Genomic DNA, 24,705 nt, shown 5'->3' with positions numbered 1-24,705 from the left:
GCATTCATGACCGTTTTGAAGATGACCGACCTCGACCTGCAAGGTAAGCGCGTACTGATCCGCGAAGACCTCAACGTCCCTGTGAAGGACGGTGTGGTTGCCAGCGACGCGCGCATCCTTGCTTCGCTGCCGACCATCAAGCTGGCCCTGGAGAAGGGCGCGGCGGTGATGGTCTGCTCGCACCTGGGTCGTCCGACCGAAGGTGAATTCTCCGCCGAGAACAGCCTGAAGCCGGTCGCCGACTACCTGAGCAAGGCCCTGGGCCGCGAAGTGCCGCTGGTCGCCGACTACCTGGACGGCGTCGAGGTCAAGGCCGGCGACGTCGTGCTGTTCGAGAACGTGCGCTTCAACAAGGGCGAGAAGAAGAACGCCGACGAACTGGCGCAGAAATACGCCGCCCTGTGCGACGTATTCGTCATGGACGCCTTCGGCACCGCCCACCGCGCCGAGGGTTCGACCCATGGCGTAGCCAAGTTCGCCAAGGTCGCCGCTGCCGGCCCGCTGCTGGCGGCCGAGCTGGACGCCCTGGGCAAGGCCCTGAAAGCCCCGGCCAAGCCGATGGCGGCCATCGTTGCCGGCTCCAAGGTCTCCACCAAGCTGGACGTGCTGAACAGCCTGAGCCAGATCTGCGACCTGCTGATCGTCGGTGGCGGCATCGCCAACACCTTCCTCGCCGCTGCCGGCCACAAGGTCGGCAAGTCGCTGTACGAAGCCGACCTGGTCGACACCGCCAAGGCCATCGCGGCCAAGGTCAACGTGCCGCTGCCGGTTGACGTGGTGGTCGCCAAGGCCTTCGCCGAAGACGCCGAAGCCACCGTCAAGGCGGTTGCCGACGTGGCTGACGACGACATGATCCTCGACATCGGCCCGCAGACTGCCGAGCAGTTCGCCGAGCTGCTGAAATCGTCGAAAACCGTGCTGTGGAACGGCCCGGTCGGCGTGTTCGAGTTCGACCAGTTCGGCAACGGCACCAAGTCGCTGGCCAAGGCCATCGCCGACAGCGCCGCGTTCTCCATCGCCGGCGGTGGCGACACCCTGGCGGCCATCGACAAATATGGCGTGGCAGCTGATATCTCCTACATTTCTACCGGTGGCGGCGCCTTCCTCGAATTCGTCGAAGGCAAGGTCCTGCCGGCCGTGGAAGTGCTGGAACAGCGGGCCAAGGCCTGAGCCGGCGCGGCACTGGTAAAGGGAGCGAACCGATGATCAAGCGACTGTCCCTGATGGTCATGACTGTTGCACTGGGCGCCTGCTCCAGTGCGCCCGAGTCCGCTTCCGACAAGCCGGCCGCCGGAAAGGGCGGCTGCTACCAGTCCGAATGGCAGGCCGAAACCGTACCGGTGATCAGCAAGCGCGTCGGTCCGGACGGCCTGGAGAAATACGACGAAGAACATCAGCGCCAGGCCAAGGGCTGCCCTTGATCGGCTGACGTCAACCTGTCGCCTGCTTTGTGGTCTGCTGGAGGAATGGAATGAAAGGCGTTCTGGCCGTGATGGCCTTGGCGATACTCGCGGGATGCGCAAGCTTCAGGTCCGAGCCCCCGGTGGCCGACAACTGGGCCACCTGGACCTGCGACAGCAAGGCCCAGGTGCTCTGGCGCCAGGTGGGCAACGAGATGGACGTACGCCTTGGCGGCGGCGACCAGGTCTACCGGCTCAAACCCGAGCCGGCAGGTTCCGGGGCGCTGTACAGCGATGGCGTACTGGCCTTTCACACCCAGGGCGATGAGGGCCTGGTGTATTGGGTCGCGACCAACGATTTGATAGGGCGGGGCTGCAAGGCACCGTGACTGGCCGGGCCGGCCTTGCGTGCCGGCCCACACAACTTGAACAGCAACCGCCGCTGCGGCAGGCTTGCATGAAATAACGACGCTTGTCGGGAGAGAGATACACAATGGCACTCATTAGCATGCGCCAGATGCTGGACCACGCCGCCGAATTCGGTTACGGCGTTCCGGCTTTCAACGTCAACAACCTCGAACAGATGCGCGCCATCATGGAAGCGGCCGACAAGACCGACTCCCCGGTGATCGTCCAGGCCTCGGCCGGTGCCCGCAAATACGCCGGTGCCCCGTTCCTGCGCCACCTGATCCTGGCTGCCATCGAAGAATTCCCGCACATCCCGGTGTGCATGCACCAGGACCACGGCACCAGCCCTGACGTCTGCCAGCGTTCGATCCAGCTGGGCTTCAGCTCGGTGATGATGGACGGCTCGCTGCGTGAAGACGGCAAGACCCCGTCCGACTACGACTACAACGTCCGCGTGACCCAGCAGACCGTGGCATTCGCCCACGCCTGCGGCGTTTCCGTGGAAGGCGAGCTGGGTTGCCTGGGCAGCCTGGAAACCGGCCAGGCCGGTGAAGAAGACGGCGTCGGCGCCGAAGGCATCCTCGATCACAGCCAGATGCTGACCGACCCTGAAGAAGCTGCGGACTTCGTCAAGAAGACCCAGGTCGACGCCCTGGCCATCGCCATCGGCACCAGCCACGGCGCCTACAAGTTCACCAAGCCGCCTACCGGCGACATCCTGGCGATCGACCGCATCAAGGCGATCCACCAGCGCATTCCGAACACCCACCTGGTGATGCACGGTTCGTCCTCGGTTCCACAGGACTGGCTGGCGATCATCAACGAGTTCGGTGGCGACATCAAAGAGACCTACGGCGTGCCGGTCGAAGAGATCGTCGAAGGCATCAAGCACGGCGTGCGCAAGGTCAACATCGACACCGACCTGCGTCTGGCCTCCACCGGTGCGATCCGTCGCTTCCTGGAGCAGAACAAGTCCGAGTTCGACCCGCGCAAATACTTCGCCAAGACCGTCGAAGCCATGCGTGACATCTGCATCGCCCGTTACGAAGCCTTCGGCACTGCCGGTAACGCCTCGAAGATCAAACCGGTCTCCCTGGACGAGATGTACCTGCGCTACGCCAAGGGCGAGCTGGCCGCCAAGGTCAACTGAGTTCTCCTTGCGTAATTGAAAAAGGGACTGCCAAGGCAGTCCCTTTTTCATTGGCCCGCGAAAACCCTGCAGAACCCTGTGGGAGCTGGCTTGCCAGCGATGAGGCCGGCACTGGCAATGAAGTTGTCCGATCGGGCCAAATCGCTGGCAAGCCAGCTCCCACAGGGGGCGAGGCGGCAGCCATATCACTTCTTGACTAGACCGTTAGTCGGCTCATTATCTGTTGGCCTTGTGCCAGCTTTAGATTTGTAACACTCGGGTCTAGAGTGGAAGGCGGCAGAATTTCAATTGGAATACTGACGCTCGTTGCCACATAGAGAAGCAGCATGGAATGCGCTCAAACCCCCATACAAGAGGGCGCGTCAACACTACTGGTGGTTGATGACTACCCGGAGAACCTGATCAGCATGCGTGCCCTGCTGGCGCGTCAGGACTGGCAGGTGTTGACGGCGTGCTCGGGCATCGAAGCCCTGAGCACCTTGCTCGAACATGAAGTCGACCTGGTTCTGCTCGATGTGCAGATGCCGGGGATGGACGGCTTCGAGGTCGCTCGCCTGATGCGTGGCAGTCAGCGCACGCGCCTCACTCCGATTATCTTCCTCACCGCCAACGAGCAAAGCCAGGCCGCCGTGCTCAAGGGCTATGCCAGCGGTGCCGTGGACTACCTGTTCAAGCCTTTCGATCCGCAGATCCTCAAACCCAAGGTGCAGGCCCTGCTCGACCAGCAGCGCAACCGCCGCGCCTTGCAGCGCCTGACCCGCGACCTGGAAGCGGCGCGGGCCTTCAATGCCTCGGTCCTGGAAAACGCCGCCGAAGGCATCCTGGTGGTGGCCGAGGATGGCACCATCCGTTTCGCCAACCCGGCGATCTCGCGTTTGCTGATGGCCTCCGTCGAACAGCTCCAGGGCGCCTGCCTGCTGGACTACGTGCTGTCGCCGACCTGCATCCAGTGGCGCGAATCGGCGTTCTACCAGGCCTATCTGGAGCGGGATATCTATCGGCTGCATGACGCGGTGCTCAGCACCAGCAACGGTGAGGCCCTGTCGGTGGCGCTGTCCTGCGCGCCGTTGCCCGGCGAGCAGCGCGCCATGGTGGTCACGGTGCTGGACATGTCGGTGGTGCGCAGCCTGCACCAGCAACTGGAGCAGCAGGCGGTCACCGATCCGCTGACCGGGCTGCTCAACCGCCGCGGCTTCTACCAGGCGGCGGAAAGTGCGCTGGTGCGCAGCGAGCATTCGGACAAGCACCACGCCCTGATGTACCTCGACCTCGACGGCTTCAAGCGGGTCAACGACTCCCTGGGGCACGAAACCGGCGACCAGGTGCTGCACTGGGTGGCCGAACAACTGAAGGACTGCCTCGGCGGCCACGGCATCCTCGCGCGCATGGGCGGCGATGAGTTCACCGCGCTGCTCGACGACCTCGACTACCCGGAACAGGCGGCGCGCTTTGCCGAGAAGTGCATCGAGCGCATGTCGATCCGTCAGCACATCGATGGCCTGGAGGTGACGCTTGGGGTCAGTATCGGCATCGCCGTCTACCCCGACTGCGGCGCCAATGTGGATAACCTGCTGCGTGCCGCCGATACGGCGATGTACGCGGCCAAGCAGGCCGGACGCCAGCAGTACCGCTACTACGATCAGGACCTCAACGGCCGCGCCCGTTCGCGGTTGATGCTCGAAGACAGCGTGCGTGCGGCTGTGGATAACCAGGATTTCACCCTGGTGTTCCAGCCCCAGGTCGCTTTTGCCGACGGCCGCCTGCGCGGTTTCGAGGCGTTGCTGCGCTGGCGCCACCCGAGTGTTGGCGATGTGCCGCCGGGGCTGTTCCTGCCCTTGCTGGAAGAAGCGCGGCTGATCAACCGTCTGGCCAGCTGGATCTATCGCCAGGGCGCCGAGCAGCGGCGCCTATGGTGCGGGCATTTCCCCGACGAACTGACCCTGGGCATCAGCCTCAGCAAAGTGCAGTTCGGCATGCCCAACCTGGTCGAGGAACTCGGCCAGGTCATCGAGGCGGCGGGGCTGTCGGCCAGCCAATTGGAAGTGGAAATCGCCGAAACCTCCCTGACCGACAATCTCGACGCGGCGCAACGTCAGTTGCACAAGCTGCGCGACCTGGGCGTGCGCGTGGCGCTGGACGACTTCGGCGCCGGGGACTGCTCGCTGCGCCTGTTGCGCGATCTGCCGATCGATACCCTCAAGCTCGACCGCCACCTGGTGGCGCTGCTGCCGGAGTCCGAGGCCAACATGGCGCTGGTGCGCTGCGTCATCGAACTCTGCCAGCAGTACAACATCAGCGTGATCGCCGAGGGCGTGGAAACCGCGGAACAGGCGGCCTGGCTGCGCGAGCATGGCTGCCAGTACGTGCAGGGCTTCCTGGTGGCGCGGCCGATCACGGCCGACGAAGCGGGGCGTTTCCCGGCGTTTTTTGACTGGCACTCGTTGTAGTTGGGTACACTGCGGCCTTCGTTTCGTCGTCCGCAGCCACCATGACCGCCCTCAAGTACCTGCAAGCCTACCCGCCCGCCCTGCAAGACCAGGTGCGCCAGCTGATCGCCCGCGACCAGTTGGGCGACTACCTGCGAAAGCGTTATCCGGGCCGGCATGAAGTGCAGAGCGACAAGGCGCTGTACGGCTACGCCCAGGCGCTCAAGCAGGAGCACCTGCGCAATGCGCCGAATCTCGACAAGGTGCTGTTCGACAACCGCCTCGACCTGACCCATCGGGCGCTTGGCCTGCACACGGCGGTGTCGCGGGTGCAGGGCGGCAAGCTCAAGGCGAAAAAGGAAATCCGCATCGCTTCGCTGTTCCGCGATGCGGCGCCGGAGTTCTTGCGGATGATCGTGGTGCACGAGCTGGCGCACCTCAAGGAGGCCGATCACAACAAGGCCTTCTACCAGCTCTGCGAATACATGCAGCCCGGCTACCATCAACTGGAGTTCGACCTGCGTGTCTACCTGACCTGGCGCGACCTGCCAGGCAATCAGTGAGTCAAGGAAGCCTTTGCATGGAAGTGAGCAAGACCAAGAGCAGTTTCTACCGTCGGTTGTACGTCGCCTGGCTGATCGACAGCCAGACCGCCGCCAGCGTCCCCGCGCTGATGGCCGCTACCGGCATGCCCCGGCGCACGGCGCAGGACACCATCGCCGCGCTGGCGGACCTGGATATCGTCTGTGAATTCGAGCAGCAGGCGGGGGCGAGGAACCATGCCGGGAACTACCGGATCCGCGATTGGGGGGCGATCGACAAGGGCTGGATCATCCAGAATCTGCGGGTGATTCGGGAAGTTCTTGGTTATCCCTGACTCAACACTATTTCTGCCCTGTGGATAACCCCTGTGGGAGCTGTCTTGCCAGCGATTTGGTCAGATCAGGCAACATCATTGCTCATGCCGGCCTCATCGCTGGCAAGCCAGCTCCCACAGGGTTTTGTGAAAGCCCTCTAGATCCTGCGCATACCAATGTGCGGAATCCCGTCCTCAAGATAAGCTTCCCCCACCACCTCGAACCCGTGCTTGCGGTAATACCCCTGCAAATGCGCCTGGGCCGAGAGGTACACCGGCACATCCGGCCAGTTCTCCTGCGCTTCTTCCAGCGCCCGCACCATCAACTCATGCCCCAGCCCCTGGCCCCGCCCCGCCTCGGCGATCACCACCCGGCCAAGCACCACGTCGCCGCCCTGGGACGTCGGGTCGAGCAAGCGCAGATACGCCACCAGCCGGTCATCCTGCCAGGCCATCAAATGGCAGGTGTCCCCGGATAGATCCTGGCCATCCAGGTCCTGGTACGGGCATTTCTGTTCCAGCACGAACACTTCGTTGCGCAGCCGAAGCACGGCGTAGAGCTGTTCCTTGCCAAGGTCGGTGTGATGTTTGCAGAGCCAATCGATGGACATGGGGAAATCTCTCAGTGGGTACGCGCCCGAGGATAGCCACTTGGGGCTTTCTGTCGAGGGCCGATCTGTAAGCAAAACCGGCAAGAATAGAGGCACATAGCTATTATTTGCTTCTCCCACCCGGACGCCTGTTTGTGTAATTTAGCGGCATTGCACTTCCCAGCGGTCAAACCACAACGCGGAGCACACTCCGCTATAGGATTTGAGCATGCCCTTGCTCCGAGTCTTGTGTTTGCTTGGAATGTTGTCAGTTACCCCGGTTCATGCAGAAAAACTTCGCCTGGTCGCTGATGCCTGGCCGCCCTTTACCGATGCCAACATGGAGCAGGGCGGGCTGGCCACGGTCCTGGTCAGGACGGCGCTGGAGCGCGCCGGCTACGCCAGCGATTTCGAGCAGGTGCCCTGGGCGCGGGCCCTGGTGGGGATCGGCGACGGTCGCTACGACGTGCTGGTCAACGCCTGGTACAACGACTCGCGCACCCGGATCGGCGAGTTCTCCAAAGGCTACCTGGCGAATCGCATCCGTTTGCTCAAGCGCAAGGCCGATGCGATTCACTACGAGCGCCTGTCCGACCTCTACCCGCACACCATCGCGGTGGTCCGCGACTACGCCTATTCCGCCGAGTTCGATAATGACCTGCGCCTGCAGAAGGTACCGGTGCGCAGTTTCCCCGTGGCCATCGGCATGCTCGCGGCCGGGCGGGTGAGCCTGGCGGTGGAGGACGAGTACGTTGCCAGTTGGTTCCTGCAGCAGGCACCAAGCAACGCCAAGGACCAGGTCGAGTTCTTCGGCAAGCCGGTCAGCGAGAACAGCCTGCATATCCTGGTCAGCCTCAAGCATCCGCAGCACGCGCAGATTGTCGCGGCCTTCGACAAGGCCATCGGCGCGATGAAGGCCGATGGCAGCTACGCGCGGATCCTCGAGCACTACGCCTTCAGGCCTGGGTCCCCTTGATCAGGTGCGCGGCCAGGGTGCGCAGCGGGCCGAGGTGACGGGCGATCAGGGCTAGTTGGGTCTGCACCGTCCGCAGGTTCTCGTCCATCTCTTCGGGCATCTGCTCCAGTTCGATGGCCAGGGCTTCCTCGGCGTCGCTATGGATCGCCACCGGCTGCTTGCCGGCAAGGCCGGTGGCGATCTCGTCGAGGCTCGCCGCCAGTGTTGCCGCCGCGCCGTCGATCAACTGTGCATGGGCTTCGGCGGGCAGGGTGCTTTCGCGGTGCGCGCCGAGGGCCGAGAGGTAGCTGAGCAAGGTGTGGGACAGCACCAGGAAGCGGAAGCCGGTATCCGCTTCTTTTCTGAAGTGGCCCGGCTCCATGAGCATGTTCGACAGGGTGGTCGAGAGCGCCGCATCGGCGTTGTGCGCATTGCGCCGGGCCAGGCGGTAGGCGAGGTCGTCCTGCTTGCCCTGGGCGTACTGCTGCATGATCTGGCGCAGGTACAGGCTGTTGCAGGTCAGGGTGTTGGCCAGCACCTTGTTCAGCCGCCGGCCCTGCCAGTCCGGGAGGAACAGGAAGACCGCGAGGATCGCGATCAGGCTGCCCACCAGGGTATCGAACAGGCGCGGCAGGAACAGGCCGTAGCCGTCGCCGATCTGGTTGAAGCAGAACAGCACCATCAGGGTGATCGCGGCGGTGGCCAGGGTGTAGCGGGTGGTCCGGTTGACGAAGAACACCACGCCGGCGGCCACCGCGAACAGCGACTGGATCACCGCGTTGGGGAACAGGTCGAACAGCGCCCAGCCCACCGTCAGGCCGATGGCCGTGCCGATGATCCGCTGCACCAGTTTGCGTCGCGTCGCCCCGTAGTTGGGCTGGCAGACGAACAGGGTGGTGAGGATGATCCAGTAGCCCTGGGTCGGGTGGATCAGGTGCACCATGCCGTAGCCGATCGACAGCGCCAGGGGCAGGCGCAGGGCGTGGCGGAAGATCAGCGAGGTCGGCGTCAGTTGCAGGCGCAGGCGGGTCCAGACGTCCTTGAGGTTGCGTGGCGAGCGGTCGAGCAGGCTGGAGTCGGTGTTATCGGCCAGGTTGTCCGGGTTGCTGGCGTCGCTGATCAGGCGGTCGAGGGTCGCCAGGTTGGCGGCCAGGGCCCGCAGCGAGCGGAGCAGGCCGCGCCAGGCCGGGTTGCTCTGGATCCGCAGGTGTTCCAGCGAAGCGTGCAGGTCTTCCAGGGCTTCGGCGAAGTTGCTGTTGAAAACGAACGGCTGGCGCAACTGGATCGACGTCGATAGCTGCTGGCAGGCGCTGCCCTGCTGGCGCAGCAGGCGCTGGCAGCGGAACAGAACGTCGCTGTGGAAGAAGGCTTCGGTCAGGGCGTTGTACGGGTAGTGCGAGGAACTGGCCCGCTCGTGGATGTCCTGGGCCAGGAAGTACAGCTTCAGGTAGCGGCTGACCTTGGAGCTGGGCCGGCCGTTGCCGACCCGGTGCAGGATGATTTCCTTGGCGCTGTTCAGCGCCGCCACCACCTTGCCGTTCTGCTGCGCCAGCTCCAGGCGCCGGGCTTCGACGTCGAGGCCGCGGATCGGCTCGAACAGGGTGGCCTTGAGCTTCAGGTAGGTGCCCAGTTCACGGAACAGCCGGGCCAGGCTTTGCTGCACCGGCTGGTTGGAGAACAGCGCCTGCCACAGCACTGAGAGCAGCCCGTACCAGGCGGCGCCGGCCACCAGCAGCAGGGGCTCGTGCCAGAAATCGGCGACCTCGCCACCGCGCTGGTCCACGCCGATCATGGTGTAGACCGAGAGGATCAGCGTGGCCTGGGCAATCGCCCCGTAGCGCTCGCCGAGGGCGCCGAGCATGGTCAGGCTGAAGGCCGCCAGGGCCATGGAGATCACGAAGATCCACGGATAGGGGAACAGCAATTCCACCGACAACGCGGCGACGGTGAAACACACCAGGGTCACGGCCAGGGCATTGAGGCGGCCTTGCCAACTGTCGTCGGTTTCCGCCAAAGCGCTGGCGATGATGCCGAGGAACAGCGGGATCAGCAGGTTCATCTGATCCTGGTACCAGCACAGCGCCATGCTGCCGGTCAGGGCGATCAATACCCGGATGCTGTAGCTGAACTTGTCCAGCGCCCACAAGCGACGCAACGATTGGCGGAAGGAAGAGGAAGACATGATCGACGACGGGCCTGCCGGGCGGGGTTCTGAAGTGAGCGGTCAGCGCGACGCAAAGCCGTCGCGCTGCTCACGTACAGCAAAATGCGTTCCGTGATAGCCGCTGATTCTAGACGAACTGCGCCGCCGCGTAAGCAGAGGCCCAGGCCCATTGGAAATTGAAACCGCCGAGGTGGCCGCTGACGTCCAGTACCTCGCCGATAAAGTACAGGCCGGGGCTTTTCAGTGACTCCATGGTCTTCGAGGACACCTCGCGGGTGTCGACGCCGCCGAGGGTCACTTCGGCGGTGCGATAGCCCTCGGTACCGGCTGGCACCAGTTGCCAGGCGCCCAGCTTGTCGGCGACTTGGGCCAGCTCGGCCGGGGTGTACTGCTTCATCGGCTTGGAGACGAACCAGGTCTCGGCCAGCAGGTTGGCCATCTTCTTGGTGAAGATCTCGCCGAGCAGGGTCTTCAGCTCGCTGTTGGGGCGTTCGGCCTGTTGCTGTTGCAGCCAGGCCAGGGCGTCGTGGTCCGGCAGCAGGTTGATTTCCACGCTGTCACCGGCTTCCCAGAACGAGGAAATCTGCAGGATCGCCGGGCCGCTCAGGCCGCGGTGGGTGAACAGCAGGTTCTCGCGGAAGCTGGTGCCGTTGCAGCTGGCGATGCAGTCCACCGAGGTGCCGGACAGCTCGGTGCACAGGGCCTTGAGCTGGTCGGTGATGGTGAAGGGCACCAGGCCGGCGCGGGTCGGCAGCAGGCTGTGGCCGAACTGGCGGGCGACTTGGTAGCCGAAGCCGGTGGCGCCGAGGGTCGGGATCGACAGGCCGCCGGTGGCGATCACCAGGGACTGGCACTGGAACGGGCCGGCGCTGGTGGCAAGCTGGTAGCCGTAGGTCGTCTTTTCGATCTGCTCGATGCGGGTGTCCATGCGCAAGTCGGCGCCGGCGCTGGCGCACTCGTCGAGGAGCATCTGCAGGATGTCGCTGGACTTGTTATCGCAGAACAGCTGGCCGAGCTTCTTTTCGTGATAGGGCACGCCGTGCTTGGCGACCATCTCGATGAAGTCCCACTGGGTGTAGCGGGCCAGGGCCGACTTGCAGAAATGCGGGTTCTGCGAGAGGAAGTTGGCCGGCTCGGTGTACATATTGGTGAAATTGCAGCGCCCGCCGCCGGACATGAGGATCTTCTTGCCCGGTTTGTTGGCGTGGTCCAGCAGCACGACCCGGCGGCCGCGACAGGCGGCGGTCAGGGCGCACATCAGGCCGGCGGCGCCGGCGCCGATGATGATCACATCGGTGGAGTGCATGGTTTTTCTCTAGTGACTGTGAGGGCCTCATCGCTGGCAAGCCAGCTCCCACACGGTCCCTGTGGGAGCTGGCTTGCCAGCGATGAGGCCCTCAAGAAATCAGATGATCCGGACCTTGAGCGAGCGCCCCTTGATCTTGCCGCTGTTGAGCCGCTGCATGGCCTGCTTGGCCAGGGCCCGCTCCACCGCGACGAAGGCCTGGAAGTCGAAGATGGCGATCTTGCCGACTTTCTTGCCGTCGATCCCGGCATCGCCGGTCAGCGCACCGAGGATATCGCCCGGGCGCAGCTTGTCCTTGCGCCCGGCAGCGATGCACAGGGTCGACATCACCGGCACCAGCGGTTCGCCGGCCTTGCTCTTGAGACTGTCCAGTTGCTCCCAGCGCAGCGGTTTCTTCTGCAGGTCTTCGATGGCCTTGGCGCGATGGCCTTCGGCCGGGGCCACCAGGCTCACCGCCAGGCCCTTCTCGCCCGCCCGGCCGGTACGGCCGACACGGTGCACGTGAATCTCCGCATCCCGGGCCAGCTCGACGTTGATCACCATGTCCAGGGCATCGATATCCAGGCCGCGGGCGGCCACGTCGGTGGCGACCAGCACGGACAGGCTGCGGTTGGCGAACACGGTCAGGACCTGGTCGCGGTCACGCTGCTCCAGGTCGCCATGCAGCGCCTCGGCGGCGATGCCCTTGGCCTTGAGGTGATCCACCAGCTCCTGGCACTGCTGCTTGGTGAAGCAGAACGCCACGCAGGACTGCGGGCGGAAATGCCCGAGCACGCGGGTCACCGCGCTCATGCGGTCTTCGGCGTCGATCTCGTAGAAATGCTGCTCGATCTGGCTGTCGTCATGCAACGCCTCGACCTTGACCTGCTGCGGGTCGCGCAGGATCGACGAGGCGAGCTGCTTGATCCCGGACGGGTAGGTGGCGGAGAACAGCAGGGACTGGCGGCGCTTCGGGGTCTGCCCGACGATCTCGGTGATGGCGTCGAAGAAGCCCATGTCGAGCATGCGGTCGGCTTCATCGAGGACCAGGGTGTTGAGCCCGTCCAGCACCAGGGTGCCCTTGCTCAGGTGCTGCTGCACCCGGCCCGGCGTACCGACGATGATGTGCGCGCCGTGCTCCAGCGAGGCGATCTGCGGGCCGAGGGATACGCCGCCGCACAGGGTGAGGATCTTGATGTTGTCCTCGGCCCGGGCCAGGCGACGCAGTTCCTTGGCGACCTGGTCGGCCAGCTCGCGGGTCGGGCACAGGACCAGGGCCTGGCAACCGAAGTAGCGCGGGTTGATCGGGTTGAGCAGGCCGATGCCGAACGCGGCGGTCTTGCCGCTGCCGGTCTTGGCCTGGGCGATCAGGTCCTGGCCCTTGAGGATGACCGGCAGGCTCTGGGCCTGGATCGGGGTCATCTCGGTGTAGCCGAGGGCATCCAGGTTGGCCAGCATGGCGGCGGACAGCGGCAAGGTGGCGAAAGCGGTGGCGTTGGTGGTCACGAGGCGGGCCTGCAAAACAAAATGTCGCGCAGTGTACCAGCCTCATGGCCATTCGCCCTAAGGCTCCATGGGGGCTTCCTGACGAGGGGCACGTCGCCCGTCATTCTTGCCCAGTTGCATGAAGATCGCCGCCGCCAGCATCGCCATCAGGCCGATGGTGACGAAGGTCAGCTGGAAGGCGCCGAGGGTGGTTTCAACGCCCTCGGCGCTGCCCGCTGCGGTGAAACCGCCGAGCAGCGCGCCTGCACAGGCCACGCCCAGGCTCAGGGACAGCTGCGCGACCACCGAGAGCAGGCTGTTGCCGCTGCTGGCGCTGGCGTCGTCGAGGTCGATCAGGGTCACGGTGTTCATCGCGGTGAACTGCATCGAGTTGATCGCCCCGAGCAGCCCCAGTTGCACCAGGAGTACGGCGTGCGGGGTGTTCTCGTCCACCAGGCCGAGACTGGCGAGCATGACCCCCAGCAGCAGGGTGTTACTGGTGAGGATGGTGCGGTAGCCGAAGCGTTCGATCAGTGGCCGGGCGATGGACTTGGCGAGCATCGCCGCCGCTGCCAGCGGAATCATGCTCATCCCGGCTTCGGCCGGCGAATACCCCAGCGCCACCTGCAACAGCAGCGGTACCAGGAAGGGCAGGGCGCCGCTGCCGAGGCGGGCGAACAGGTTGCCGAGGATGCCGACGGAGAAGGTCCGCACGCGGAACAGCTTCGGCGAGAACAGCGGGTCCTCGATGCTTCCGGCCCGCAGCCAGTAGGCCGCCAGGCAGGCCATGCCGGCGAACAGCAGGAGCATCACCCGCAGGTGCGGCAGGTGCAGCTCGCCCAGGCCTTCCATGGCGATGGTGATCAGCACCATGGCTGCGCCGAACAGCACGAAGCCGATGCCGTCGAAGCGCGTGCGCGACGAGCCGCGCAGGTCGGGAATGTACTTCCACACCGCATAGCAACCGAGCACGCCCACCGGCAGGTTGAGCAGGAAGATCCAGTGCCAGCTGAGGATTTCCACCAACCAGCCACCCATGGTCGGGCCGATCAGCGGGCCGAGCAGACCGGGGATGGTGATGAAACTCATGATCCGCACCAGCTCCGAGCGCGGGTAGGCGCGCAGCACTACCAGGCGGCCCACCGGCAGCATCAGTGCACCGCCGAGGCCCTGGATGACCCGCGCCGCGACCAGCATGCCCAGGCTGTTGGCGGCGGCGCAGAGCAGCGAGCCGAGGCTGAACAGCAGGATCGCGCCGAAGAAGATGCGCTTGGTGCCGAAGCGGTCGGCGATCCAGCCTGAAGCGGGGATCAGCAGGGCCACGGTGAGCATGTAGGCGATGATCACCGACTGCATGCGCAGCGGGTCTTCCGCCAGGTCCCGGGCCATGGCCGGCAGCGCGGTATTGAGGATGGTGCCGTCGAGGGACTGCATGAAGAAGGCGATGGCCACGACCCACGGGATCCAGCGGGCGGTGGTGGGGTCGAGGGCGATACGGTCTGGCATGGAATGTCCTTGCATGCGCGGTCCCTGTGGGAGCTGGCTTGCCAGCGATGAGGCCAGTCCGGACAACATCGTTGCCATGGCCGGCCCTATCGCTGGCAAGCCAGCTCCCACAGGGACGGTGGTGCTTTTCAGAGCGTCAGGGTAAGCCGTTTGACCAGCGCCCCCGGCAAATGACTCGATCCGGTCTGCCGCTGCCCGTAGGTGCTGGCCGACAACAGCATCTCCCGTTCCCGTGTCAGCGCTTCCAGTTGCGTGCCCAGGAGACTGTAGACGCTGTCATCGAAACGCATGGTGCTCACCGGTGCCTGGATCTCGCCATTCTCCACCCAGAAACAGGCGAAGCGGGTCAGGCCGGTCATGCGCGCCGCCGGCTGGTCCGAGTAGTTCAGGTACCAGAGGTTGTTGATATACAACCCGGTGCCCAACTGCCGCAGCACATCCGCCTGGGCCAGGTCGCCCGCCGCCATGCTCAGCGCGTTGGGATACTCCCAGGCCTCGGCACCATTGGCCGGGCGCTGGAATTCGACGGCGCTGCGGGCACTGGTCAGTTGATCCTGCGCATGCCCCTGATCGATCAGGCGCAGGTCGCTGCGCGGATAGCCTTCACCGGAAAACGCCGGGCTGATCGAGCCGCTGACCTGCTCGGCGATGCTCAACAGCGGGCTGAGCCCGGCTTCGCCGGCATACAGCCGCTGCAACGGACTGTTCCGGGTGGCGATCGCCTGTGCGGAAAAACCACCCCAGCCAATCAGCCCGACGATATCCTCCAGCGCCGCCGGGGCGAAGTAGGCGCGGTATTGCCCGGGCGCCAGGGTCTTCAGCGGGCGGCCGAGGTAGTCCAGTTGCTCGCGGGTGCGGGCCAGGCGCCGGTCGAGTTCCTGCGGGTCCCAGTCCTGGCCGGCATAGTTGGCCTTCACCGCCTGCCCGTTGGCGTGGAACAGGCTCCAGTCGAAGTTGAAGCTATTGGCCTGGTGCCAGCCAAACGCCCCGTGGGAACTGGCGAAGCCCCGGCAGATCGGCCCGGCCGCGTAGATGCCGACCAGGTCCAGATCCCCCGCGCCGGCTTCGATCCGTGCCAGCACCTCGGCGCTGTCCGGCAGTGGCGCCTGCTGCTGGTGCTGGCTGTCCCAGGCCTGTTCGTTGAGTTGCAGATAAGGGTCCGGCGGGATCAGCGGCAGCGTCTGGCGCAATTGCTCCAGGGCCTCGGCCAGGTGCTGGCGATCGATCTCGGGGTCGCCGCTCAGGGTCAGGTGCAGGTCGGCCTGGCGTCCGTCGGCAATCAGTTTGAGGTCTACCGACGATTGCTGGACATCACCCGCCTGGCGCACCTTGGCGTGGTTGAAGCGAATGAACTGCGAATGCTCGCCGGCATAGCTCAGGGTGAAATGCTCGGGGGCCTGGACATGGGCGCGCAGCCATTCGACCAGGTTTTCGAAACTGTGCAGGAAATGATCAGCCATCAGGCGTCTCCTCCGAATACGTCGATCTGGCTGAACACACAGGCCGGCGAGGCATGGCCGACCCGGACCACCTGGTTCGGCTCGCCCTTGCCGCAGTTGGGCGTGCCGAGCACCTGGAAGGTATCGGCATCGCCGACCGCGCTGAGGTTGCGCCAGAAGTTCGAGGAAATGCCGCGGTAGTTGGGGTTCTTCACCACGCCCTTGAGCTCGCCGTTCTCGATCAACTGGCCCCATTCGCAGCCGAACTGGAACTTGTTGCGCGCATCGTCGATGGACCAGGAGCGGTTGGTGCGCATCAGGATGCCGTTCTCGATGCCGCCGATCAGTTGCTCCAGGGACTTGTCCCCGGGCTCGATATTGAGGTTGGCCATGCGGTCGATGGGCGCGCGGTTCCAGTTGCAGGCACGGCTGTTGGCAACTCCGTCGAGCCCCGAGCGGAACTGCGACAGCGCCCCGCCCAGTGGCCGCACCAGTACGCCGTCGCGGATCAGGAACTGCCGGGCCGCCGGGGTGCCATCGTCGTCATGCCCGTAGCTGGCCAGCTCTTCGCGGATCTCCGGGTCGAAGGTCACGTTGAGCAGGTGGGAGCCGTATTGCAGATGGCCGAAGTCGCTGGCCTTGACGAAGCTGGTGCCGGCGTAATTGCGTTCATCGCCAAGGATGCGGTCCAGCTCCAGAGGGTGGCCGATGGACTCGTGGATCTGCAGCATCATCTGGTCCGGCATCAGCAGCAGGTCGCGCACGCCGCTGGGCGTGTTGGGCGCCAGCAGCAGTTGCAGGGCCTCGTCGGCGATGCGCTTGCCGGCGCCCAGCAGGCCGCAGCGCTGGATCACCTCGAAGCCGCCTTGCTGGCCGAAATTGTCCCGGCCAAGGGTGCGGGTCTGGCTATCGCTGCCGTCGAAGGCGGTCACGCCGAAGCCGGGGAAGACCAGGCGCTGGGCGCGGCGCAGTTCGGCGCCGGCGCTGTTGAGGTAGATCTGTTCTACCGTGCTCAGGCCGAGGCTGACCTGCCAGTTCACCAGGCGTTCGTCCGCCGGCACCGAGGCCGACTCCTGGTTGAGCAGATCGAGACAGTCGGCGAGGGACGGGAAGGCGCTGTCCATCCCGGGCGACAGGTAATCGGCGCGGGCCGTGGCCACGGGCTGGTCGCGCAGGTCCAGCAGGGACTGCGCGGCGATCTGCCGGGCCAGCGCTTCGGCGCGGTCGAGCGCCTGTTGCAGGCCGTGCTGCGAGAGGTCGGCGGTGGCCGCATAGGCCTCGACCCCGCTGACCCGCACCGTGAGCATGGCGCCTTCGTCACGGCTCAGGCTGGGCGGTTCGGCGACGTTCTTGCGTACTGAAAGCTGCTGCCGGGACTGGCGCACATGGCGCAGGGAGAAAAACTCGCCGCCGCTGCGCAGCGCGGCGAAGCGCTGACGCAACAGCGTGGTGGAATCGAACATGCGCGGAGCTCCTGATTGGAGGTGGCTCCCCGTCAGAACCACCCTTCCTGCATGCCCGGGCAGGTGTCGTCACGTGCTTCGAGCAAGGTGAGCTCATTATGGCAGGGCGGTACTTCCCAGGTGAGGAAGAATCGCGCCGCCTGCAACTTGCCTTTATAGAAGTCGCGGTCCGCCTCGCTGGCCGTGGCCAGGCCCTCCTCGGCGCGGATCGCCTGCTCCAGCCAGCGCCAGCCGATCACGCAATGCCCGAAGGCCTTCATGTACAGCGCCGAGTTGGCCAGGGCGGCGTTGACCTTGCCGGTCGCCATGTCGCCGAGCAGGCCCAGGGTCACGCCTTGCAGGCGGTTCAGCAGTTGCTCCAGCGGCTGGCGCAGGGCGTCCAGTTGCGGGTGCTGGAGGGCGCGCTCGCAGGTGCCGGCGATCAGGCGCACCAGTTGCTTCAGCCCGGCGCCGCCGTTCTGTGCCAGCTTGCGTCCGAGCAGGTCGAGGGACTGGATGCCGTGGGTGCCTTCGTGGATCGGGTTCAGGCGGTTGTCGCGGTAGTACTGCTCTACCGGGTACTCGCGGGTGTAGCCGTGGCCGCCGAGGATCTGGATCGCCAACTCGTTGGCCTTGAGACAGAACTCCGAGGGCCAGGACTTGACGATCGGGGTCAGCAGGTCGAGCAGTTCGTGGGCCTGCTGGCGGGCCTCGGGCGTTTCGGCGGTCTGGGTGTCGTCGAACAGCCGGGCGGCGTACAGGCCGAGGTCGAAGGCGCCTTCGACGTAGGCCTTCTGGGCTAGGAGCATGCGCTTCACATCGGCGTGGGCGATGATCGGCACTGCCGGGGTGGACGGGTCCTTGTTGTCCAGCGGGCGACCTTGCGGGCGCTGGCGCGCATAGTCGAGGGAATACAGGTAGCCGGCGTAGCCCAGCATCACCGCGCCCATGCCGACGCCGATGCGTGCCTCGTTCATCATCTGGAACATGCAGGCCAGGCCCTGGTGCGGCTTGCCCACCAGATAGCCGACACAGTTGCCGTTATCGCCGAAGTTCAGGGCGGTGGACGTGGTACCGCGCCAGCCCATCTTGTGGAACAGCCCGGCCAGGGTCACATCGTTGCGCGGGCCGAGGCTGCCATCGGCATTGACCAGGAACTTGGGCACGATAAACAGGGAAATGCCCTTCACCCCGGGCGGCGCGTCCGGCAGCTTGGCCAGGACCATATGCACGATGTTTTCCGACAGCGGATGGTCGCCGCCGGAAATGAAGATCTTGTTCCCGCGCAGGCGGTAGCTGCCATCGGCGGCAGGCTCGGCACGGGTACGGATATCCGCCAGTGACGAGCCGGCATGGGGTTCGGTCAGGGCCATGGTGCCGAAGAAGCGGCCGTCGATCATCGGCTGGAGGAACAGGCGTTTCTGCTCCTCGCTGCCGAAACTCTCGATCAGGTTGGCGGCGCCCATGGTCAGGAAAGGGTAGGCCGTGGTCCCGGCGTTGGCGGCCTGGAAATGGGCGAAACAGGCCTGGGACAGCAGGGTTGGCAGTTGCATGCCACCGGCTTCGAAGTCGCGGTTGGCGTTGAGGAAGCCGGCTTCGAGGAAGGCGTCCACTGCGGGCTTCACTTCCGGAATCAGCAGCGCCTCGCCGTTCTCGTAGCGTGGCTCGTTCTCGTCGCCCTTGCGGTTATGCGGGGCGAAGTACTTCTCGGCGATGGTCCGGGCCGTGGTCAGCGCGGCGTCGAAGGTCTCGCGGCTGTGCTCGGCGAAACGCTCGCGGCGGGTCAGGGCTTCGGCATCCAGCACTTCATAGAGTTCGAACGCCAGGTTGCGGGCGCTGAGCAGGGTCTCGGTCATGGCGGCGGTCCTTGAGTCGGTGTGGGGCGAGTCTAGGAGGGCGGGGAGGGGGCTGCACAGGGAAATAGGTTTGGGTGATGGTGGGGTAGAAGGGGGGACTACGGAGAATTGGCCGATCTTGGGATCGGTCTGAAGCGCGTTCCGCTCTGTAGTCCGCCTCTGGGCATATGTCGGAGATTTCCCGCTTCGCACCGGGAGCGAGCCGGCAGCCTCGTTGTCAATGGATCAGGTTTCATGGACCGTCTCCAGCACGACGGTTCCGTTCATGTCCATAAGCACTGTTTCCCCCTCGCATCCGGTACAACCTGCATTCTTCGTGGTAGCGGTGCCGAAGTTGATCGTCATGACGCTTTTCACGTCCGGGCTGTACTGGCTGTACTGGTCATTGCGCAACTGGGAGCTCTACCGGAATGCCAGCGGCGCCAGGATCATGTTGCTGCCGCGAATCCTGCTGCCGGAACTGTTCCTCTATTCACTGCTGTGTCGGGTCGACGGGCGGATTCGCAGGGCGGGGCTCAGCTATCGTTGGTCGCCCTGGTGGCTGGCGTTCGGGCTGCTGTTGATGGGGTTATCCGCGCATCACTTGTGGATGGTGATGCTGCCATTACCCGAGCTCGCGCCTACCGTGTTGGTAGCTGTGCTGCTGTTTCATCGGTTTCAGCGTCGGGTGCAGCGGGCTATCAACTTCTGCGAGGGCGATCCGGAGGGGACGGGGAATGCGCGGCTGACGGTGGTCAACTGGCTGTGGATATTGATCGTTACCTCAGGCTGGCTGGTGTTGGGAGGGTTAGGCGGTCACGGGGCTGGTTTGCCCGGGGAAGAAGTCACCACAGTTCCTGGTGATTGAGTTTGGGTTTTTTCGACTTTTCTTTCCGTCCAATCAGAAATGGCCTACAGCGCCTTCTAGTAAATGGGTATCTGATTAGCGCCCTTCCCAACTACCCGGTATCTCTTTCATGACCACCAATCCAATTCCGGCTGCAAGTGAGGCACCGCAATCGGCAACCCCAATGTTTTATGTTGTTTCGATCAACAAGTTGATAGCGTTGTTGCTGGTAACCAGCAATCTGTACGCCTTCTACTGGTTTTATCGAAACTGGTCCGCGTACCGGCAAGCGACTGGAGAGGCATTGGTTCCGCTGTTGCGCAGCATCATTCCGGTGCTCTTCATGTATCCGTTGCTAAGTCGGGTCGAGCGCGGCCTCAATGCGACGGGGCGCCGGTTTGACTGGTCCCCGCTGATGCTGACCTTGGTCATGTGGCTGGTGATCGTCGCAAGTTTGGTTTCACCCTGGTTGAGCCCGGAGCCATCTGAACTGACGCCGCCGAAGCTCTCTCACTGGGGCCGCCTGCTGTTCGAGACTTTTCTGTACTTCGCGATAACCACCTGGCTGTTCTGTCGTGTTCAGCGGGCGATCAATACGCATGAAGGCGATCTGCAAGGGCAAGCCAACTCACAGATCACCTGGGCCAACTGGATCTGGATCGCAGTCGGTGTGCTGATGTGGACGCTGTACGTTGCTGTCATGACCGTGTCCATGTCCGTTTCTTTCCTGTGGGGACTGTCCTGAGTCTTTCGCAAAACAAAACGGGGCGGGTTTCGCGAACCCCCTTCAAGAGTCCACAAAACCCGCCCCGCCTCTTTTCCCTTCCGACTATCAGCCGATAGTCATCAGACTCGCATTCCCCCCCGCCGCAGCGGTGTTTACGCTCAACGCTCGCTCGATCACCAACCGCTCCAGCGCCACCGCCGTCTCACCCGACGACAGGCCATGAACCCCAACGATCGCGCCCGGACGCTTGGCGATCAGCTCGCAGATGCCGCGCAACTGGTCGGAGTCGCCGTGGTGCAGGACGGCGTCGAACTGCACGTCGTCCTTGTTCCAGTCGCTGACCAGCTTGATCCGCGCCTGTACGTCCTTCGGCAGGCGCGAGCGCACCGATTTGCCTGGCTCGCCTTCCAGCACCACCGCCGAGCTGCCCACCGCTAGCACCGCCGCCAGTTGGGTCAGCAGGTCGGCTTCGTTGTCGGCCAGGCACAGCACATGCTCGCGCGGCAGGATGCTGTAGCTGTTGCGCTCGCCGGTCGGGCCGGCCAGCAGGCGGGTGATGCCGCTCTGGGACTGACGGGCGAACTGCTCGCAGGTCTGCACCAGGTCGTTCTGCTGCGCACTGCCGGCCCAGGCCTTGAAGGCTTCGAACGGCTTCAGCAGAACTTCGCGCAGGCGGCTGTCCGGGTTGTTGCCGGCATCGCCACGCTGGAACGATTGCTCGATGGCATCCGCCGGACGGGTCGACAGCAGGCGGTACAGGTACAGCGGGCCACCGGCCTTCGGACCGGTACCGGACAGGCCTTCGCCACCGAACGGCTGCACGCCGACCACGGCACCGACGATGTTGCGGTTGACGTAGACGTTACCGGCATGGGCGTTGTCGATGACCTTGGCGATGGTCTCGTCGATGCGGGTGTGCACGCCGAGGGTCAGGCCGTAGCCGGTGGCATTGATCTGCTCGATCAGCTGGTCCAGGTCCTTGCGGTTGTAGCGCAGTACGTGCAGTACCGGGCCAAACACTTCGCGCTTCAGTTCGTCGAGGTTTTCCAGTTCGATCAGGGTCGGCATGACGAAGGTGCCGCGCTTGCATTCGACGCTGTCGGCAATCGCCACTTGATAGACCGGGCGGCCTTTCTCGCGCATGCCCTGGATGTGCTTCTCGATGCCGGCCTTGGCTTCGGCGTCGATCACCGGGCCGATATCCACCGACAGGCGCTCCGGGTTGCCCAGGCGGCTTTCGGCCATGGCGCCCTTGAGCATTTCGATCACGCGGTCGGCGGAATCTTCCTGCAGGCACAGGACGCGCAGGGCCGAGCAACGCTGGCCGGCACTGTCGAAGGCCGAGGAGACCACGTCGATCACTACCTGCTCGGTCAGCGCCGAGGAGTCGACGATCATGGCGTTCTGGCCGCCGGTTTCGGCGATCAGCGGGATCGGCCGGCCCTGGCTGTCCAGGCGACCGGCGATATTGCGTTGCAGCAGGCGGGCGACTTCGGTGGAACCGGTGAACATCACGCCCTTGACGCGATCGTCACCGACCAGGCGCGCGCCGACGGTTTCACCGCGGCCCGGCAGCAGTTGCACCACGCCTTCCGGAATCCCGGCGTCGAGCAGCAGGCGCACGGCCTGGGCGGCGACCAGCGGGGTCTGTTCGGCCGGCTTGGCCAGCACCGGGTTGCCGGCGGCGAGGGCGGCAGCGACCTGGCCGCTGAAGATCGCCAGCGGGAAGTTCCACGGGCTGATGCACACCACCGGGCCCAGCGGGCGGTGGGCGTCGTTGCTGAAGTCGTTGCGTGCCTGCACCGCGTAGTAGCGCAGGAAGTCGACGGCCTCGCGGACTTCGGCAATGGCGTTGGCGTAGGTCTTGCCGGCTTCGCGGACCAGCAGGCCCATCAGCGGCTGGATCTCGGCTTCCATCAGGTCGGCGGCGCGTTCGAGGATCGCGGCGCGCTCGGCCGGCGGGGTGGCCTGCCAGATCGGTGCGGCGTTCAGCGCGCACTGGATGGCGTTGTCGACATCGCCGACCGTGGCTTCCTGGACGTGGCCGACCACATCACGGTGATCCGCCGGGTTGAGGACCGGCGCGGCCGCTTCCTGGCTGGCGGCGCAACCCAGCAGCGGCTCGGCTTTCCACGGTGTGTGGGCCGTGGCGAGAAGGGCGCAGGACAGCGACGCCAGGCGATGTTCGTTGGCCATGTCGATGCCGGCCGAGTTGGCCCGCTCGCTGCCGTACAGGTCACGCGGCATCGGGATGCGCGGGTGCGGCAGGCCGACGCTGCCCTCCTGGGTGGCCATGCGTTCGATGGTCGCGACCGGATCGGCCACCAGTTCCTGGATCGAGATCGAGTGGTCGGCGATACGGTTGACGAAGGAGGTGTTGGCGCCGTTTTCCAGAAGGCGGCGGACCAGGTAGGCCAGCAGCGTTTCATGGGTACCGACCGGGGCGTATACGCGGCACGGACGGTTCAGCTTGCCATCGGCGACCTTGCCCACGACCTGCTCGTACAGCGGCTCGCCCATCCCGTGCAGGCACTGGAATTCGTACTGGCCCGGGTAATAGTTCTGACCGGCGATATGGTAGATGGCCGACAGGGTGTGGGCGTTGTGGGTGGCGAACTGTGGGTAGATGACTTCCGGCACCGACAGCAGCTTGCGTGCGCAGGCGATGTAGGACACGTCGGTGTACACCTTGCGGGTGTAGACCGGATAGCCTTCCAGGCCCTCGATCTGCGCGCGCTTGATTTCGCTGTCCCAGTAGGCGCCCTTCACCAGGCGGATCATCAGGCGGTGGCGGCTGCGGCGGGCCAGGTCGATGACGTAGTCGATCACGTGCGGGCAGCGTTTCTGGTAGGCCTGGATGACGAAGCCGATACCGTTCCAGCCGGTCAGTTGCGGTTCGAAGCACAGGCGCTCGAGCAGGTCCAGCGACAGCTCCAGGCGGTCGGCTTCCTCGGCGTCGATGTTCAGGCCGATGTCGTATTGCTTGGCCAGCAGGGTCAGGGACAGCAGGCGCGGGTACAGCTCGTCCATCACCCGCTCGTACTGGGCGCGGCTGTAGCGCGGATGCAGGGCCGAGAGCTTGATCGAGATGCCCGGACCTTCATAGATGCCGCGGCCGTGGGACGCCTTGCCGATGGAGTGGATGGCCTGCTCGTAGGACGCCAGGTATTTCTGCGCGTCGTGCTCGGTCAGTGCGGCTTCGCCGAGCATGTCGTAGGAATAGCGGAAGCCTTTCGATTCGAACCTGCTCGCATTGGCCAGGGCCTCGGCGATGGTTTCGCCGGTGACGAACTGCTCGCCCATCAGGCGCATGGCCATGTCGACGCCCTTGCGGATCATCGGCTCGCCACTCTTGCCGATGATGCGGCTGAGGGACGAGGTCAGGCCGGATTCGTTGTGGGTGCTGACCAGCTTGCCGGTGAGCAGCAGGCCCCAGGTGGCGGCGTTGACGAACAGCGACGGGCTGTTGCCCAGGTGCGGCTGCCAGTTGCCGGTGCTGATCTTGTCGCGGATCAGGGCGTCGCGGGTGCCCTTGTCGGGGATGCGCAGCAGGGCTTCGGCCAGGCACATCAGGGCCACGCCTTCCTGGGACGACAGGGAGAACTCCTGCAGCAGGCCCTGGACGATGCCGGCACGGCCGCTGGCGCTCTTCTGGTTACGCAGTTTTTCCGCGATGCCGGCAGCCAGCTTGTTGGTGGCCTCGGCCTGGGCGGCCGGCAGGCGTGCCTGCTCCAGCAGCATCGGCACCACTTCCTGCTCGGGGCGGCGGTAGGCGGCGGTGATGGCGGCGCGCAGCACGGACTGCGGGAGAATGCTTTCGGCGAATTCGAGGAAGCACTGGTGGCTGTGGTCGGGCTGCACGTCGCCCGCGTCGTCGCCATTGTGTCCGGCCTGACCGTTGAGTTCGGTCAGGGTGGCGCCACCCTCCAGCTTCTCCAGGTAATTGAAGATCGCTTGCTTGATGAGCCAGTGCGGCGTGCGGTCGATGGACTGCGCAGCGGCCTTCAGTCGCTCACGGGTAGGGTCATCAAGTTTGACCCCAAGGGTGGTCGTCGCCATTTCTTATCCTCGTTATTGCCACTGGGCCGTGGCTAAGCTGGCGCCAAGATTAGCGGTGCGCGTTTCCGGGTGCAACCTAGTGCAACCCAATTTTTTCCGGGTGGCGGTGCAACTCGTCCGATGGCGGAAAA

At 64.8% G+C, this 24,705-nt stretch carries 19 protein-coding genes; 10 read left to right on the top strand and 9 right to left on the bottom strand.

Annotation, left to right across the window (positions count from 1 at the left end; genetic code table 11):
* Window positions 1-6: 6 nt before the first annotated feature.
* The 7 genes from PSEMO_RS20695 (at window position 7) to PSEMO_RS20665 (ending at window position 6,261) form a co-directional block, all read left to right on the top strand.
* A complete protein-coding gene (locus PSEMO_RS20695; RefSeq protein WP_075804834.1) occupies window positions 7-1,170 on the top strand; it encodes a phosphoglycerate kinase in 1,164 nt (387 codons plus the stop codon).
* A 32-nt stretch (window positions 1,171-1,202) separates the two neighbouring features.
* Window positions 1,203-1,421 (top strand): hypothetical protein, encoded by a 219-nt coding sequence (locus PSEMO_RS20690; protein WP_075804833.1) that lies wholly within the window; start codon window positions 1,203-1,205, stop codon window positions 1,419-1,421.
* Window positions 1,422-1,471: 50 nt separating this feature from the next.
* Complete coding sequence (locus PSEMO_RS20685; RefSeq protein WP_075804832.1) at window positions 1,472-1,789, top strand: MliC family protein; 318 nt, start codon at window positions 1,472-1,474, stop codon at window positions 1,787-1,789.
* Window positions 1,790-1,893: 104 nt separating this feature from the next.
* Window positions 1,894-2,958 carry a class II fructose-bisphosphate aldolase gene (fba, locus tag PSEMO_RS20680; protein ID WP_075804831.1) on the top strand — a complete coding sequence of 355 codons (1,065 nt, stop codon included), beginning with the start codon at window positions 1,894-1,896 and terminating at the stop codon, window positions 2,956-2,958.
* 326 nt (window positions 2,959-3,284) lie between these two features.
* Window positions 3,285-5,405 (top strand): putative bifunctional diguanylate cyclase/phosphodiesterase, encoded by a 2,121-nt coding sequence (locus PSEMO_RS20675; protein WP_075804830.1) that lies wholly within the window; start codon window positions 3,285-3,287, stop codon window positions 5,403-5,405.
* Between the two features lie 41 nt (window positions 5,406-5,446).
* Entirely contained in the window at window positions 5,447-5,947 is a 501-nt protein-coding gene (locus PSEMO_RS20670; RefSeq protein WP_075804829.1) for a M48 metallopeptidase family protein, read from the top strand.
* Between the two features lie 17 nt (window positions 5,948-5,964).
* On the top strand, window positions 5,965-6,261 hold the full coding sequence (locus PSEMO_RS20665) for a winged helix-turn-helix domain-containing protein (protein ID WP_075804828.1): 297 nt from the start codon (window positions 5,965-5,967) through the stop codon (window positions 6,259-6,261).
* A 137-nt stretch (window positions 6,262-6,398) separates the two neighbouring features.
* Here the strand turns inward: PSEMO_RS20665 and PSEMO_RS20660 are convergent, their stop codons facing one another.
* Entirely contained in the window at window positions 6,399-6,851 is a 453-nt protein-coding gene (locus PSEMO_RS20660) for a GNAT family N-acetyltransferase (protein ID WP_075804827.1), read from the bottom strand.
* Between the two features lie 208 nt (window positions 6,852-7,059).
* Here PSEMO_RS20660 and PSEMO_RS20655 point away from each other — a divergent pair, with 208 nt between their 5' ends.
* On the top strand, window positions 7,060-7,806 hold the full coding sequence (locus tag PSEMO_RS20655) for a substrate-binding periplasmic protein (RefSeq protein ID WP_075804826.1): 747 nt from the start codon (window positions 7,060-7,062) through the stop codon (window positions 7,804-7,806).
* Here PSEMO_RS20655 and yccS read toward each other — a convergent pair.
* The 7 genes from yccS to PSEMO_RS20620 form a co-directional block, all read right to left on the bottom strand.
* On the bottom strand, window positions 7,787-9,967 hold the full coding sequence (yccS, locus tag PSEMO_RS20650; RefSeq protein WP_075804825.1) for a YccS family putative transporter: 2,181 nt from the start codon (window positions 9,965-9,967) through the stop codon (window positions 7,787-7,789). The genes PSEMO_RS20655 and yccS overlap by 20 nt on opposite strands.
* Window positions 9,968-10,076: 109 nt before the next feature.
* Window positions 10,077-11,255: a BaiN/RdsA family NAD(P)/FAD-dependent oxidoreductase gene (locus PSEMO_RS20645; RefSeq protein ID WP_075804824.1), complete on the bottom strand. Its 1,179-nt coding sequence runs from the start codon at window positions 11,253-11,255 to the stop codon at window positions 10,077-10,079.
* Between the two features lie 99 nt (window positions 11,256-11,354).
* Entirely contained in the window at window positions 11,355-12,692 is a 1,338-nt protein-coding gene (gene dbpA, locus PSEMO_RS20640) for an ATP-dependent RNA helicase DbpA (RefSeq protein ID WP_256721167.1), read from the bottom strand.
* A gap of 105 nt (window positions 12,693-12,797) precedes the next feature.
* Complete coding sequence (mdtD, locus tag PSEMO_RS20635; RefSeq protein WP_075804823.1) at window positions 12,798-14,225, bottom strand: multidrug transporter subunit MdtD; 1,428 nt, start codon at window positions 14,223-14,225, stop codon at window positions 12,798-12,800.
* A gap of 128 nt (window positions 14,226-14,353) precedes the next feature.
* Complete coding sequence (locus PSEMO_RS20630; RefSeq protein WP_075804822.1) at window positions 14,354-15,685, bottom strand: TldD/PmbA family protein; 1,332 nt, start codon at window positions 15,683-15,685, stop codon at window positions 14,354-14,356.
* On the bottom strand, window positions 15,685-17,127 hold the full coding sequence (locus PSEMO_RS20625) for a TldD/PmbA family protein (RefSeq protein WP_075804821.1): 1,443 nt from the start codon (window positions 17,125-17,127) through the stop codon (window positions 15,685-15,687). The genes PSEMO_RS20630 and PSEMO_RS20625 overlap by 1 nt, the downstream gene beginning before the upstream one ends.
* 32 nt (window positions 17,128-17,159) lie before the next feature.
* A complete protein-coding gene (locus PSEMO_RS20620; protein ID WP_075804820.1) occupies window positions 17,160-18,962 on the bottom strand; it encodes an acyl-CoA dehydrogenase in 1,803 nt (600 codons plus the stop codon).
* 265 nt (window positions 18,963-19,227) lie between these two features.
* Here PSEMO_RS20620 and PSEMO_RS20615 point away from each other — a divergent pair, with 265 nt between their 5' ends.
* Entirely contained in the window at window positions 19,228-19,809 is a 582-nt protein-coding gene (locus PSEMO_RS20615) for a hypothetical protein (RefSeq protein ID WP_144443601.1), read from the top strand.
* Window positions 19,810-19,918: 109 nt separating this feature from the next.
* Window positions 19,919-20,533 carry a hypothetical protein gene (locus PSEMO_RS20610; protein ID WP_144443600.1) on the top strand — a complete coding sequence of 205 codons (615 nt, stop codon included), beginning with the start codon at window positions 19,919-19,921 and terminating at the stop codon, window positions 20,531-20,533.
* Between the two features lie 87 nt (window positions 20,534-20,620).
* On the opposite strand, the gene putA is transcribed toward PSEMO_RS20610, so the two are convergent.
* A complete protein-coding gene (gene putA, locus PSEMO_RS20605) occupies window positions 20,621-24,574 on the bottom strand; it encodes a trifunctional transcriptional regulator/proline dehydrogenase/L-glutamate gamma-semialdehyde dehydrogenase (RefSeq protein WP_075804817.1) in 3,954 nt (1,317 codons plus the stop codon).
* Window positions 24,575-24,705: the final 131 nt, after the last annotated feature.

This window comes from Pseudomonas putida, from assembly GCF_001941965.1.
Taxonomy (GTDB): domain Bacteria; phylum Pseudomonadota; class Gammaproteobacteria; order Pseudomonadales; family Pseudomonadaceae; genus Aquipseudomonas; species Aquipseudomonas putida_L.
Note: the sequence above shows the minus strand (reverse complement) of the source record. Positions and strands in the feature narration are given on the sequence as shown.

What these genes read in the sequence shown, in the direction of transcription:
- PSEMO_RS20660 (WP_075804827.1), bottom strand. Translation starts at nt 6,851, where the DNA reads ATGTCCATCGATTGGCTCTGCAAACATCACACCGACCTTGGCAAGGAA.
- mdtD (WP_075804823.1), bottom strand. Translation starts at nt 14,225, where the DNA reads ATGCCAGACCGTATCGCCCTCGACCCCACCACCGCCCGCTGGATCCCG.
- PSEMO_RS20615 (WP_144443601.1), top strand. Translation starts at nt 19,228, where the DNA reads ATGTCCATAAGCACTGTTTCCCCCTCGCATCCGGTACAACCTGCATTC.
- PSEMO_RS20675 (WP_075804830.1), top strand. Translation starts at nt 3,285, where the DNA reads ATGGAATGCGCTCAAACCCCCATACAAGAGGGCGCGTCAACACTACTG.
- fba (WP_075804831.1), top strand. Translation starts at nt 1,894, where the DNA reads ATGGCACTCATTAGCATGCGCCAGATGCTGGACCACGCCGCCGAATTC.
- PSEMO_RS20665 (WP_075804828.1), top strand. Translation starts at nt 5,965, where the DNA reads ATGGAAGTGAGCAAGACCAAGAGCAGTTTCTACCGTCGGTTGTACGTC.
- dbpA (WP_256721167.1), bottom strand. Translation starts at nt 12,692, where the DNA reads ATGCTGGCCAACCTGGATGCCCTCGGCTACACCGAGATGACCCCGATC.
- PSEMO_RS20610 (WP_144443600.1), top strand. Translation starts at nt 19,919, where the DNA reads ATGACCACCAATCCAATTCCGGCTGCAAGTGAGGCACCGCAATCGGCA.
- PSEMO_RS20645 (WP_075804824.1), bottom strand. Translation starts at nt 11,255, where the DNA reads ATGCACTCCACCGATGTGATCATCATCGGCGCCGGCGCCGCCGGCCTG.
- yccS (WP_075804825.1), bottom strand. Translation starts at nt 9,967, where the DNA reads ATGTCTTCCTCTTCCTTCCGCCAATCGTTGCGTCGCTTGTGGGCGCTG.
- PSEMO_RS20685 (WP_075804832.1), top strand. Translation starts at nt 1,472, where the DNA reads ATGAAAGGCGTTCTGGCCGTGATGGCCTTGGCGATACTCGCGGGATGC.
- PSEMO_RS20695 (WP_075804834.1), top strand. Translation starts at nt 7, where the DNA reads ATGACCGTTTTGAAGATGACCGACCTCGACCTGCAAGGTAAGCGCGTA.
- PSEMO_RS20690 (WP_075804833.1), top strand. Translation starts at nt 1,203, where the DNA reads ATGATCAAGCGACTGTCCCTGATGGTCATGACTGTTGCACTGGGCGCC.
- putA (WP_075804817.1), bottom strand. Translation starts at nt 24,574, where the DNA reads ATGGCGACGACCACCCTTGGGGTCAAACTTGATGACCCTACCCGTGAG.
- PSEMO_RS20655 (WP_075804826.1), top strand. Translation starts at nt 7,060, where the DNA reads ATGCCCTTGCTCCGAGTCTTGTGTTTGCTTGGAATGTTGTCAGTTACC.
- PSEMO_RS20625 (WP_075804821.1), bottom strand. Translation starts at nt 17,127, where the DNA reads ATGTTCGATTCCACCACGCTGTTGCGTCAGCGCTTCGCCGCGCTGCGC.
- PSEMO_RS20630 (WP_075804822.1), bottom strand. Translation starts at nt 15,685, where the DNA reads ATGGCTGATCATTTCCTGCACAGTTTCGAAAACCTGGTCGAATGGCTG.
- PSEMO_RS20670 (WP_075804829.1), top strand. Translation starts at nt 5,447, where the DNA reads ATGACCGCCCTCAAGTACCTGCAAGCCTACCCGCCCGCCCTGCAAGAC.
- PSEMO_RS20620 (WP_075804820.1), bottom strand. Translation starts at nt 18,962, where the DNA reads ATGACCGAGACCCTGCTCAGCGCCCGCAACCTGGCGTTCGAACTCTAT.